The 13,457-nt window shown below is 39.7% G+C and carries 12 protein-coding genes and 2 pseudogenes; 4 read left to right on the forward strand and 10 right to left on the reverse strand.

Going from position 1 to position 13,457, the window contains the following annotated elements; translation table 11 throughout:
* Positions 1 to 23: 23 nt before the first annotated feature.
* The 6 genes and pseudogenes from BM213_RS07340 to BM213_RS14665 form a co-directional block, all read right to left on the reverse strand.
* Entirely contained in the window at positions 24 to 545 is a 522-nt protein-coding gene (locus BM213_RS07340; RefSeq protein WP_091702511.1) for a TlpA family protein disulfide reductase, read from the reverse strand.
* Positions 546 to 590: 45 nt separating this feature from the next.
* Positions 591 to 731 (reverse strand): hypothetical protein, encoded by a 141-nt coding sequence (locus BM213_RS14660; RefSeq protein ID WP_003396076.1) that lies wholly within the window; start codon positions 729 to 731, stop codon positions 591 to 593.
* Between the two features lie 53 nt (positions 732 to 784).
* Positions 785 to 1,057: a YpbS family protein gene (locus BM213_RS07350; protein ID WP_091702514.1), complete on the reverse strand. Its 273-nt coding sequence runs from the start codon at positions 1,055 to 1,057 to the stop codon at positions 785 to 787.
* On the reverse strand, positions 1,050 to 4,676 hold the full coding sequence (locus BM213_RS07355) for a dynamin family protein (protein WP_091702516.1): 3,627 nt from the start codon (positions 4,674 to 4,676) through the stop codon (positions 1,050 to 1,052). The genes BM213_RS07350 and BM213_RS07355 overlap by 8 nt, the downstream gene beginning before the upstream one ends.
* Before the next feature lie 47 nt (positions 4,677 to 4,723).
* The gene (locus tag BM213_RS07360; RefSeq protein WP_167357384.1) at positions 4,724 to 5,083 is read right to left on the reverse strand and encodes an isoprenylcysteine carboxylmethyltransferase family protein; all 360 of its coding nucleotides are present in this window, start codon (positions 5,081 to 5,083) and stop codon (positions 4,724 to 4,726) included.
* Between the two features lie 57 nt (positions 5,084 to 5,140).
* A pseudogene (locus BM213_RS14665) lies at positions 5,141 to 5,249 on the reverse strand (IS982 family transposase); the annotation flags it as partial.
* Between the two features lie 182 nt (positions 5,250 to 5,431).
* On the opposite strand from BM213_RS14665, the gene BM213_RS07365 reads away from it, so the two are divergent.
* The 4 genes from BM213_RS07365 (at position 5,432) to BM213_RS07380 (ending at position 8,172) form a co-directional block, all read left to right on the forward strand.
* On the forward strand, positions 5,432 to 5,614 hold the full coding sequence (locus BM213_RS07365; RefSeq protein ID WP_244149211.1) for a hypothetical protein: 183 nt from the start codon (positions 5,432 to 5,434) through the stop codon (positions 5,612 to 5,614).
* A 267-nt stretch (positions 5,615 to 5,881) separates the two neighbouring features.
* Positions 5,882 to 6,031 (forward strand): cytochrome c oxidase subunit 2A, encoded by a 150-nt coding sequence (locus tag BM213_RS07370; protein ID WP_091702520.1) that lies wholly within the window; start codon positions 5,882 to 5,884, stop codon positions 6,029 to 6,031.
* A gap of 21 nt (positions 6,032 to 6,052) precedes the next feature.
* A complete protein-coding gene (locus BM213_RS07375) occupies positions 6,053 to 6,526 on the forward strand; it encodes a cytochrome c oxidase subunit II (protein WP_091702524.1) in 474 nt (157 codons plus the stop codon).
* The gene (locus BM213_RS07380) at positions 6,523 to 8,172 is read left to right on the forward strand and encodes a b(o/a)3-type cytochrome-c oxidase subunit 1 (RefSeq protein WP_091702527.1); all 1,650 of its coding nucleotides are present in this window, start codon (positions 6,523 to 6,525) and stop codon (positions 8,170 to 8,172) included. The genes BM213_RS07375 and BM213_RS07380 overlap by 4 nt, the downstream gene beginning before the upstream one ends.
* Before the next feature lie 136 nt (positions 8,173 to 8,308).
* Here the strand turns inward: BM213_RS07380 and BM213_RS14480 are convergent.
* The 4 genes and pseudogenes from BM213_RS14480 to BM213_RS07400 all read right to left on the reverse strand — a co-directional run.
* A pseudogene (locus BM213_RS14480) lies at positions 8,309 to 8,578 on the reverse strand (transposase); the annotation flags it as partial.
* 129 nt (positions 8,579 to 8,707) lie between these two features.
* A complete protein-coding gene (locus BM213_RS07390; RefSeq protein WP_091702529.1) occupies positions 8,708 to 10,222 on the reverse strand; it encodes a carboxypeptidase M32 in 1,515 nt (504 codons plus the stop codon).
* Between the two features lie 54 nt (positions 10,223 to 10,276).
* Positions 10,277 to 12,205 (reverse strand): ATP-dependent DNA helicase, encoded by a 1,929-nt coding sequence (locus BM213_RS07395; RefSeq protein WP_091702532.1) that lies wholly within the window; start codon positions 12,203 to 12,205, stop codon positions 10,277 to 10,279.
* A 97-nt stretch (positions 12,206 to 12,302) separates the two neighbouring features.
* Positions 12,303 to 13,454 carry a THUMP domain-containing class I SAM-dependent RNA methyltransferase gene (locus BM213_RS07400; protein ID WP_091702534.1) on the reverse strand — a complete coding sequence of 384 codons (1,152 nt, stop codon included), beginning with the start codon at positions 13,452 to 13,454 and terminating at the stop codon, positions 12,303 to 12,305.
* Between the last annotated feature and the right edge of the window lie 3 nt (positions 13,455 to 13,457).

Below are 13,457 nucleotides of genomic sequence, written 5' to 3' on the forward strand. Positions count from 1 at the left end.
ACAAAAAATAGCCGACTTCTCGGCTATTCCCCCCATTTCTCTACATATTGCACCATTTGCTCATACGACAATGGTCCGATTTGCTTGTCTCGAATCATTCCTTGTCGGTCGATAATAAACGATGTCGGAATCGGTTGAATCTCATATTGCTTCATGACATGTCCATCCACATCTAACACGACAGGGAAAGTTAAACGATAATCTTTTATGAACTGGCTGACTTTTTCGCGTGAATCCCTCACCATCACATTGACAGCTACAATTTCTACTTGGTTATGATACTTTTCGTAAAACGTTTGCATGTCCGGCATTTCTGCTCGACATGGCGGACACCATGTTGCCCAAAAGTTCACAATAACTACTTTTCCATTGAATTGTGAGAGTTGAACTGTTTTTCCATCGATCGTTTCTAAAGAAAAATCAGGCGCCTTCATACCGATTTGAATACCAGTTGTGACCGTTTGTCTTTCTATCATATGTTCCCAAAGCATGTATGCAAAAAAAACAAATAAGACAATGATAGCGATCCACTTTTTCATCGTCATCCTCCATTTCGTTTAGCTCCTCAAAAAAAGGCGCATATGCGCGCCTTATCGAATATTTTTATGCTCATTGCTCATTTTCTTTACTTCCACTTCAGCATATGAAGCAAATTCGTTATTTAAGTCGTTTTTTTGTTTTGCGTTATTGTTTCGTTGGGCGTTTGCATTCCCTAGCTTTGTTCGTCCCATTCCCTCACCTCCTTGTTATTCAAGGATAGTATGTGCGAATGGGACGATTTGCACTATAACGATTTACCATTTAATTTTTGGACATATTCCTTTACCATGTCAATGGTCACATATTTTCTCTGCGGAACAATTCCGTTTTTAGCTAACTCATTTATTTGTTTTGTCACTTCATTAATGTTATGCACCGAAAACGGCTCACCCCGTTGACATAAAGCGACTGCTTCTTCAATATACGCCTCCCGTTTAGCATCTAACTCAACAAACGTACGAATGAGTGCGTGCTGTTTTTTTGAATGAGCTGTAATAGCTTGGTGAACTTCACTCATCATCCATTCCTCCAATCATATCGTAAATATGTTGCAACTCATCAATTGGTGCTTGAGCAGTTAACGCGGCAACTAATCCTTTAAAATGTTCATTCATTTGTTCACGCATATGACGATGCAAACGATTCATTGCTGTAGTCCATTGTGTAGAATAATGCGCCACCAGTCGTTGTTTTTGCTCATCTATATATGCGGCAATTGGTTCACGTAATTGTTTTTCTAATTCTTCTTTCATGTATCGTTTTTCATCTTTTTCAAAAAAAGATTTTGCATTTTTGTACAACGTTAGCGCTTTTTTAAATATGTTTCGATCAATTTGTTCTAGTGCGAGTGGAAATTCGATCGTTGGAAAACTAGGAAGATCCACTTTCGTTACAATGAGATCATGTACTTGTTTCCATTGTTTCTCTAACGCCATAAAATGAAGATCATAACGTTTGTTCATAAATGATTCCATTCTCAAACTAGTTGCGCGCATTTCCTGTGCTAAGTCGAAGCCAATCGAATATAAAAACTCGTCTAAACATAAATGCAATGCTCTTTTTATATTTGCTTGCCGATCATGAAGAACGGAAGGATTAAATGACTCTTTAAACCAGTCTGGCAAACGGAAAAAAATACGCCGTTGAATATAATAAACTAACTCATCTAACTCTTGTTCAATTGCATAAACATCATGAGCCGACTCATATTGTTCGATGATTTGTTCAAGTTGTTTTTGCTCTTGTTGTAATATTTGTAGCTTTTTGCGTTTCATATCATCGCTTTGCTTCGCTTCTGCAATGTATTCTCCTAACCGTTGACGAGCTTGTTTCATTTGCAGGCGAGCGGAAGCGATCGCTAATGAGCCAATCTCATGATGAATGAATGGATAAAACGCCTGTTCGAACGCGCTCATCCCCGAATTGGATAGCACATCATGTTTCCACGTATCTCCATTCTTCTCTGCGAGCGCCCACTTGCTCGATAACGAGAAAAGACGCGGATGTCGAATTCCAAATTGGAGAAGCTGATCGTTAACGTAACGAACGACGGCTTGTAATTCCTCTTTTGTATGAGCTAAATCCGCTGCATTAATAATGAAAAACATCTTATCTAAACTAAACGTATCTTTTACGCGACCAAGCTGAATTAAAAACTCGCGATCCGCTTTCGAAAAAGCGTGATTATAATACGTGACAAAGAAAATTGCATCCGCATTTTTAATGTAGTTAAATGCAACCCCTGTATGACGAGCATTTACAGAATCCGCACCCGGTGTATCAACGAGAATAATGTTTTCACGAGTTAACGGACAGTCATAATATAATTCGATCCATTCGACAAAGCATGACTTTGTTTCATTCGCCACATACTCGTGAAATTGCTGAAACGAGATTGTAAGCAACTGACCAATATTTTTCTTCATTTGCTCATAACCGCGAACGACGGCTTGTAAAAACGCCCAATGCACGCGTTCTTTTGCGTCAACAGCATGATTACGAATCGCCTTTTCGCTTTCTTCGATCGCTTCTTGCAACGAATGAACTTGCACACCGAAAAAGCGAAGGGAATGTTGCAAATCGTTCAAAAGCTGTTGTTCCGTTTTTACTTGTACCACAACGGTTCCATGTGGATATTCATCTGTCGGTGGAACAATTTTATTGATCGTTGCCGTTGTTGGATGTGGCGAAACAGGCAAAACGTGTTCGCCTATCAACGCATTAGCAAACGAAGACTTTCCAGCGCTAAAAGCTCCAAACAAAGCGATCGTAAACGTCCGTTGTTGAAGTTGTTGAACCTTCTCGTTCATTTCTTTTGCTAGCTGCTTTAATCCTTCAAGTGGAGCAATCATTTCACTAACAGTACGCAATTTTCCAATCATTTGTTCTACTGTCTCGTTCGCTAGTTGCGCCGTTTGGATGGAACGTTCTTCTGTCACCGTTTCAAATGCGTACGAAACATTTTCTTTTCTTTGACTTCCTATTCGTTTCGTACATGTTTCATGAACAAATGGAACAATAACGTCATCGCTTAGCGGTTTCGCGGTCGCGATGGCGTTTTGTAATTGCTGATGAGTATGTTCGCGTTGACGCGCAAGTTGTTTTAATTGTTCCCAAGCCGAACGCTCCTGAATCAGCTGATTGAGTTGTCGTTCGTACATATTCAACTTCTGTTGGTTTTTTCCTCTTTCGATCATATCATCTATCAGTTGAAGTGCTACGTCACGATACAATCGTTTCATTTCATTTGCTACATCGTTCGTGTAAGTGAGCACATAATCCCCTGTAATAAGCGGTTGATTTGGCTTCCGTTCAATGATCCATTGCTCAGAAAGTGGGATAGTAAGTTGTTGCATGCGATGCAACAACTCATGATCGTGAATATTGTATCGTTGATAAAACTGTTTTAGTAGGTCTCGAACATGCCACTCCAACTGACTTTCAATGTTACGATGCAAATTCTCGTAAAAAGCACGCAATCGCCTTTTACGTTCTTCTTCCGTCTTTTGTTTTGTAAATAAAAAACCAACTTTAAAATCTGGTTGGCACGCTTCTAAATAGGCGCGCGCATGCTCCCGCGTTTCATAAGGCATCACATATGCATTATCTAATATAGTTGCTAACTGTTGCTCAAATTGCTGCCTTGCATTTGACCACGTTTTTTTTATGTGATCAATCATATTCTCCATCTCTTCGATTTTTTCGAGAAGCTCACGATCGTTCTTAAATGAAAGTGATTGACGAATGTTTTGCTCCTCTTCTGCTTGTTGAACAGTCAACGTTTGCATATAGTCATCAATGATTTGCTTCACTGCAATATGTATACTTTGTTGAAGCCGATCGTTTTTTTCACGAAAAAGCGACCGCAACAATTGTTTTAACGACTCGAACTCATTATATACATGCCCCTTTTGTTTCAGAGACGTATAAAAAATACGTTCAAATGTGACGCCCCATTGCTGAAATGCTTCGTCAACAGAACGAGCAAACTGTGAAAACGAAAGTTCTTCGTCACGATGTTTATCGATTTGATTCACAATTAAATATAACGTTTTTCCATACTGTGACAATCGTTTTGTAAACTCGAAGTTTAGTTCAGCTTGAACATGGTTGTAATCCATTACATAAAAAATCACGTCCGCTAAATGGAGGGCGGATTCTGTTGCCAAACGGTGCGCATCGTCTGTTGAATCAATTCCTGGCGTATCCATTAATACAATTCCAGATGGGATCGCATCTGTTTCTTGACTAATCTCAATCATATCAATCGCATCGCCGTCCTGACAAAACGTTTTTATTTCTTCATAGTCATAAGGAGCGGCGTATTCGATCGGCTCGCTATGTTTGTAATACACGCGCGCATATGGCTCACCCGCCTTTACTTTCACTAGATTGGCACTCGTTGGAATTGGGCTAGACGGTAAAAGTGGGACACCAACTAATTCATTAATTAAACTAGATTTACCGGCAGAAAAATGCCCACAAAAAGCAATGGTAAACTCTCCATGATACACTTTTTTTATTAATTGCTTTGTTTGACTCGCTTGCACGATCCCCCCGATCTTGACAAATTGATCATGAAGTGCGATGAGGCGATATACCCATTGTTGTAGCGATTCTGCTTTTGTCATTTGCATTCTTTCCCATACCCCTTTTTAACAATCTACCTCCATTTTACTGTAGTTCACAAAAAAAATACATAAAAAATCCCCTGCTGACTAGGGGATTTTAACAAACATAACGCACGCTCTTCTGCGCGAATACGAACAGATAGTAAGTATGCGTTACATATAGTGAAGATGGCAGCCGTCCAATACGCTTGAAACATAAGCGGAATAATAATTAATTCTAACATAACGACAAAGTAATTCGGATGGCGCAACCACCGATACGGTCCTTTCCGTATCCTTTCCGCTTCTGGAAATACGATGGTTTTTGTATTCCAATACCGTCCAAGTGAAGCAATAGTCCAAAGACGAAACAGCTGTAAAACAATAAATATTTTAAGCAAAATAGACCATAATGATGACGGACGTTTACGCATTCCTTCAAGCAGAAGCGAAACAAAAAATAAGCTGTGCATACCTACCATATATTTAAAATGACGATTGCGGCGTTGAAGATCGCATTGAATGTGTGACAGCTAAAATGGCTGCATATTGTTTTTGAATTTTTGCTTTTTCTGTTGTAAAATGAAAGCGCTCTTGCATGGGGATTCTCCTTTCGAATGTTTGGTCGCACTTTCATTCTACAGGAGATCCGCAGGCAAGGGCTATTTTTATGCTTACTCGATTTTATCTAGCACCACGGGTTTTCCTATAAATAAAATAGAAAAGCTTTCCCCAATATAACCATGAGGAAAGCTTTCGACGTTTTGAAAGGAGGTATGTTGTTGTGCACTTTCATTATAACGCAATTTATTGTTTCGTCACAAGGAATTACAATTGATATTACACCTCCAACCGTCCTCGTTGGCCAAACAAAAATTTACGGCTTTGATAAAGCTTTTCGTGTACCAATCTACTTTGAAAACAAAGGGGGATTACAACTTATTTTAACAATTGATAATGAGTAGATGAACGAAGCTTGCGCATGTAAGCTTCGTTTTTTATTACGTCATATCCATCTTTTTCTAAACATTTCACACTTTTTTCACAACCTCACAAAATTCATGTGACAAAAGTCACAGCTATACCTTATTTTTACGGTTATGATGATGATAAAGTAACGAATGAACAATTTGTGAAACATGTTAAGAAAGCGTTTCATTTCACAAATTGTTTTATATGATGTAAGTGTATACATTTCTATTTAAGGTTTATTTAGGAAGGGGGTAGTGAAGATGAAAACGCAATTAAACACAAACACCCCAAAAACAAAGGTGGAAAAAGAACCTGTGTTAAAAGGAACGCTTGCTTCCGTTTTGTTTTTGGGATTTTTCCTCATTTTCACGTGGGTAAGTGTGTATTTCTTGTTTTTAAATCGTTTGTAGAGAGAAAGGAGACGAGGCGTTATGCACATGCACAAGTATGAAAAAATCTGGCTATTTTTCGGCATCGGTTCACTATTTTTATTTTTAGCTGTCTTAGGCGTCGGTGCATTTGCACAAGGCACACAGCCACCAAGCTGTTTAGTAACAATCGACCCAGAGAAAGTGGATGAAACGCCGCCATTTAATCAGCCAGGGCTTGTCAAAAAGGGAGATAATGAATACGAGTTAAATATGATCTCTACTGCATTTGCCTATATACCAAACGAAGTTGAAATTCCTAAAGGTGCGAAAGTAACAATTAACGTTACAACAAAGGATGTCATTCACGGGTTTCAAATAGCTGGAACGAACGTAAATATGATGGTTGAGCCAGGCTATGTGAGCAGCTATACGCAAACGTTCGATAAAGTTGGCGAGTATGTTATTTTATGTAACGAATATTGCGGAGCTGGTCATCATTTAATGACGGCGAAAGTGAAGGTGGTTGAACAATGATGAACGGAACATGGAAAGTAGACGCTCGTGATGGCAAATTAGCAATGGCACATATTTATGTCGCTTTCGTTGCTCTTGCACTAGGGGGACTCGCTGGTCTATTACAAGTGCTTGTACGATCAGGAAAATTTGAATTACCAGCAGGCATTAGCTATTATACGATTTTAACAACCCACGGTGTGTTACTCGGACTCGTTTTAACTACATTCTTTATCATTGGTTTTCAATTTTCAGCTATAAGCCGTACGGCTGGAACGCTTTCTGATCGCATTCGCTTTTGGGGTTGGGTCGGCTTTTGGCTCATGACAATCGGTACAGCCATTACTGCTTTTTACATTTTAATTGGTGAAGCTTCTGTTTTATATACGTTTTATGCACCTTTACAAGCACATGCAGGATTTTATATCGGTTTAACACTTGTCGTCGTTGGTAGCTGGATTAGTGGCTTTGCAACATTTGCTCATTATGCGAAATGGAAAAAAGCCCACCCGGGTCAAGTGAGCCCACTACTTACATTTATGTCTGTTGTGAATATGATTTTATGGCTCATTTGCTCGCTCGGTGTAGCAGCAACTGTATTATTCCAATTCATTCCTTGGTCGTTAGGTTATGTCGATCGCATTAACGTACTTGTGAGCCGAACATTGTTCTGGTACTTTGGTCACCCGCTCGTCTATTTCTGGTTATTGCCTGCATATATGATTTGGTATGCGATTATCCCAAAAATTATTGGCGGAAAAATGTTTTCTGACTCACTTGCTCGCATGTCGTTCATTTTATTCTTAATTTTCTCGATTCCTGTCGGTTTCCACCATCAACTCGTGGAACCTGGAATCGATCCAGCTTGGAAATACTTACAAGTTGTCTTAACGTTTATGGTCGTTATTCCATCACTCATGACCGCGTTTTCGATGTTTGCAACATTTGAAATGTATGGACGCTCAAAAGGAGCGACAGGATTATTCGGATGGTTACGAAAATTACCATGGGGTGATGCCCGCTTCTTTGCACCATTTATCGGTATGTTGTTCTTTATCCCTGCCGGTGCTGGTGGTCTTGTAAACGCATCATACCAATTAAACCAAGTCGTTCATAACACAACTTGGGTAACTGGTCACTTCCATTTAACGTTAGCTACAACGGTTGTTTTGACATTTTTTGGCGCAGCATATTGGCTCATCCCGCACTTAACGGGACGTGTCATGACAAAAGCGATGAACCGTTTGGCGATCATTCAAACAATTGTTTGGTCTATCGGTATGATCTTTATGTCTGGTGCTATGCATTTTGCAGGACTACTCGGTGCCCCACGTCGTTCAGCGTTTTCGACATACGGTGATGCACCACAAGCGCTTGAGTGGATTCCTTATCAAATCGCTCAAGCCGTTGGAGGAACGATCTTGTTTATCGGTATTATTCTCGTGCTCATTATCGTTACAAACTTAGCATTTTTCGCACCAAAAGGTGAAACAGAGTTCCCTGTGGCAGAAGTTGCTGAACAAGCCGAACGTACACCTCTTGTATTCGAAAACTGGAAATTATGGATTGGCATTGCGGTTGTCCTTATTTTAATCGCATATACCGTCCCATTTATCGATATGATTCAAAATGCACCTCCTGGCTCAAAAGGATTTAAACTTTGGTAAAAAAACCGGGCGAATGCCCGGTCAGACTGTTGACAAAATGGTTGTAAGGCAATTGCCTTACAACCATTTTATTCCATTTTGATATTTATTTTCCTCGATGAACCGACGAAAATAACGACATACATAAGTGAAAAAGAGGGGAGATGCCCATTCTCCATAGGTAGTTTGCTAATTTCTTTAAATTCATCGCAGCACAAACAAGCATCGCCTGCATCTGGTTTCTTTCCAATCCACGGTAATTCGTCCAGCGCAGACCATGCTTCTCTTTCAAATCTGCAAAATTTCGTTCGATTGTCTCTTTTCTCCTCTCATACAATTCTCGATGCTCCGACACATATCGTAAGTGCTCGGCTTCTTCGTAGTAATCTTGCCAAACATGGCATGTGACCACTTTTTGCTGTTGTTTACATATGTATCCAGTCTTCTTGGTGACGTTGAAGCATCCGATTCCCCCTCCTATAAATACCCTTACACCTATATATTAAAACAGCTTGTCGACTTTGTCGACAAGCTGACCGGGCGAATGCCCGATTTTTTATAGTCGGTAAATATGTTTATATTTTTCCTCTAAATAGCGGATTAAGTACGTTGGATTTAAACCTTCCCCTGTCACGTCTCGCAACATATCAAGTGGCTTTTTTGTCTTTCCATATTGGTGAATATGCTTTGTAAGCCACTCACGAATACAAACAAGTTCCCCATTTTCAAGCAGTTGTTCAAAATTTGGTAAATCTTTTTCAAGTGCATGTTTAAACTGTGCTGCATACATATATCCAAGCGCATACGATGGAAAATAGCCAAAACTTCCTCCCGCCCAATGCACATCTTGTAAAATCCCTTCCGCGTCACGCTCTGGGCGAATACCTAAGTACGATTCATATTTCTCATTCCAAATATATGGTAGATCTTTTACTTCGACTTCACCATCAAATAGTGCTTTTTCTATTTCATATCGAACGATAATATGCAATGGATACGTAAGTTCATCAGCTTCAATGCGAATAAGCGACGGCTTCGACTCATTAATCGCCCGATAAAAATCATCTAATGAAATGTGGGCGAAATGTGGAGCATATTGTTGTAACAAGCTGTAATATCGCTTCCAAAACGAATAATGGCGGGCAATAAAGTTTTCATAAAAGAGCGACTGCGATTCATGAATGCCCATTGACGTACCGTCATAAAGCGGTGTACATGCTAAATCTTTAGAAATATTTTGTTCATACAAAGCATGGCCACATTCATGGATTGTACCAAATACTGCTGTACGAAAATCGTTTTCATCATACTTCGTTGTAATGCGAACATCACCATTATTTAGCGTAATAGCGAACGGATGAACTGTCTCATCGAGCCGCCCAGCATCAAAGTCGTATCCTAATTCTTTTAAAAGCGCTAAGCTAAACGCCCGTTGCTTTTCTTTTGGAAACGGCTGAAATAAAAAGCTCGTATCCGGTTTGTGACGTGACTGATTTATTTGTTGAACGAGCGGAACGATATGATCGCGCAATGTTGAAAAAACACGATCTAGCAAATCAACGGTTACACCCGGCTCATATAAATCTAATAACGTATTGTACGGATGTCCGTTTGTCCCCCAATATGTAACAAATCGCTTTGTAAAATCGACAAGCTGTTTTAAATACGGTTCAAAAAGCGAAAAATCAGATTTTGCTTTTGCTTCCTCCCATACACTTTCCGCTTTCGATTGTAAAACGACATATTGCTTATATTCGTCAGCGGGGATTTTTTTATTACGCTCGTATTCTTTTTGGCATTCCTCTAACGTATAACGAGCAACAAGCGACAATTGTTCTTGTACCGATTTAGCGGAAAGTTCTGCAATATAGGCAGCCATTTGTTCGGAAGTTGACATATAAAACGCCTCTTGCGACAGCATTCCAATCACTTCAGAGCGTTGTTCAACCCCTTTTTTCGGTGCCCCAGTGCGCAAATCCCAATACATGAGAGAAATGGCTTCTTTATATGCCATCATTTTTTTGACGTACTGCAAAAATTGCTTTTCCACTTCTTGAATGTTTTTTTGCATGTCCTTCCCTCCATTCCGTTGTATTGTTATTCTACAATATTTACAAATATTCCTTTATTTTTGTTGTACGTCTGTTGGCAATACGCGCTTTATTGATTCAATTACTTGGACTGGCTCGTCATCTGTTACAAAAATGCATACGATGCCACGATCGTCCCTTTGACGAATTAACCGCCCGACTCCTTGGCGCAACCGCAAAATCATATATGGGACATCGACTTCCCAAAACGGATTGTCTGTTTGTTTTCGTTTCGCCTGAAACACAGGATCATTCGGCGGATAAGGAAGAGACCAAATGATGACGTTACTTAACGATGGACCAGGAATATCTAATCCTTCCCATAAATGTTCGGCACATAAAATAGTTTCCTCTTCGTTTTGAAAGCGAGAAACAAGTTCACTAATTTCTTGGTCACCTTCAAATAAAAATGTGAACCCTTCCTCCTGTTGAGCACGAGCTTTAAATTCATTCAATTGTCCGCGTGTCGGAAATAATACGAGCGCACGCCCGTTCGTTTCGCGTATTTTATTCATTGCATACGTGTATTTTTCTTCAAATATTCGCTCATTATTTTCAAAAATTGGCATGTAAATCGTCATCTGTTCACCATAATCGAACGGTGAATCAACATGAAACGATAAATATTCGTCAATTCCAAGGCTTCTTGCCATATAGTTAAACGATTTTTCATTTGATAATGTAGCAGAAGAAAAAATAAACGGAATACGTTTAGAAAATACTTTCTCACGCAACACTTCTTGTACCGTTCTTGGCATAATGACGAGCGTATTGCCATCAAGTGACGATTCGAGCCATGTGATCGCGTCACGGTTGTGAATGAATAAATATAGTGAATGATGAATTTGGTCTAAATACTCATCGACAACTTTCAATTGATAATGATCAATCGTATACGTTTCGCTCTCGAATACGAGCTCATCTCCAATTTGTTCAATTTTCATCCGCAACGTTTGCGCTAGTTGCAAAAGAGACGGAGTAAACGTTAATTCTTGACGATTGGATCCTGGTACGACTTTGGCATGATTCATCAATTCATCGAAAAATCGTACGCTAAGTTGTAATGTATCTTCAATTAAATAAGCTAGTTGCTCTCGAATATCATTTTCTAACAAACGAGACAACAGCGTTTCCAACGTCGTTTCTTTCATGCGATATGTTAACGCTTTTTGGGCAGCAAATTCTAACAAGTGCCCTTCATCAAAGATTACACAGCTCGCTTCAGGTAAGAGCGGCAACTGTCCTTCTCGCTTTCGGGCTTCATACGTCCAAATATGTTCCATGTAAAAATCGTGCGAGCAAATAATTAAATCGGTTGCTTTTCGATAATGGTCGCGCGATAACGTTTGACCACAACGATGGCGTTTGTCACACGCTAAACAGTCTTGAAACGGATCCCAAGCAATTTTTGACCATTGTTCATCGCTTAAATGCGCATAATCTTTTCGGTCACCATAATGATAGAACGTCTGAAGGGGAGCATGATCATGAACAAACGGTGGCAACTCATCGAAAATTTGCTCATACAATTCCTCCTCTTCAGTCATTAGTACATCATCGAGTTTGTTCAAACATAAATATTGATCTGGCGATTTTGCCAAACGAACATCAATGTTCATATGTAAAACACGTGAAATTTTTGCAATATCCCCTTCTTTTTTCACAAGCTGTTCGATTAGCGTTTCATCTGCGCATGCAATAATCGCCGGCTTTCCGATATAACGAGCATAACAAATAGCATATAACAAATATACAATTGTTTTTCCTGTCCCTACGCCCGCTTCAGCAAACATCACTTTTTTTTCTTTAAATGCCCGCTCGAGTTGAAACGCCATAAAAATTTGTTCATCCCGTAATTCAAAACCTGCTTCAGGTAAAATGTCGTAAAATACATCCCCAATCCATTCGTTTAATTTATCAAAAAAACTTTCATTTTTACTTAATACAAACGGATATTTGCTCATACGTTTTTAGCCCCTCCATCAATTTAAACGAAGTACACAAACATTAATTATCGACCAAAAAAAGAAAGAAGTCAATGAAGTTGAAAAGAAAAAGCTGTCAACAAGACAGCTTGTCATATGAACGAGGAGGACGAGGTCCCCAAAACTGATAATATTGTGTTTCAATAAAACCGTTAAATAGTTTCCGACGTTTCGTTGCTTGTTTCCCATATAACTGCTCAAATCGGCGATGAGATGTCAGCATATAAATAGACCACGTATCGAGCGCAGCAAATGTTTTTCCCATTTCCCGATACAATTGCTCCACTTCTTCTTTCTCTCCTAATCGTTCGCTATACGGAGGGTTGCCGACAATGACGCCATATTCGTCTTTCGTTCGGAAATCTTTTACTTGCATCTGTTTAAACGTAATTAAATCCGCTAGTCCCGCTTCTTGTGCGTTCGTTTTTGCGATATCAACCATGCGATGATCAATATCAAATCCAATAATATGTAGCGGTTGGTCATATCGTGCTAAATCTTCAACTTCCTCACGCGCTTCGTCCCATAAGCGCGCAGACATCCAACCCCATTGTTCAGATACAAAATCACGATTAAATCCCGGAGCAATATGTTGACCGATCAACGCTGCTTCAATAGCGATCGTTCCTGACCCACAAAATGGATCAACAAATGGGCGATCCGGTGTCCAATTCGTTAATTGAACAAGCGCCGCCGCTAGCGTTTCTTTTAATGGAGCCTCTCCTTGTTTTACACGATATCCTCTTTTATGCAGTCCATCACCGCTCGTATCGATTGTCAACGTGGCAACATCTTTATGTAAAGCTACCTCAACGCGAAACAATGCTCCTGTTTCCTCAAACCACGACACACGGTAATGTTGCTTTAAATGTTCAACAATTGCTTTTTTTACGATCGCTTGACAATCTGGTACACTAAACAACTTCGATTTAACCGATTTACCTACGACAGGAAATTGTCCGTCAATAGGCAAAAATTGCGACCATGGGAGCGCTTTTGTTTGTTCAAACAACTCATCAAACGTTGTCGCAGGGAATTCCCCTACTTTTATTTTTACCCGGTCAGCTGTTCGAAGCCATAAGTTTGTACGGCAGATCGCTCTTTCATCCGCCACAAACACCACTTTCCCATTGTCTACTTGACAATCATAGCCAAGCGCTCTAACTTCATTTGCGACGATTGCCTCAAGTCCCATCGCTGCAGTAGCAATTAACGTGATTTGTCCCATGTC

The organism is Anoxybacillus pushchinoensis (genome assembly GCF_900111795.1).
In the GTDB taxonomy this organism is placed as follows: Bacteria; Bacillota; Bacilli; order Bacillales; family Anoxybacillaceae; genus Anoxybacillus; species Anoxybacillus pushchinoensis.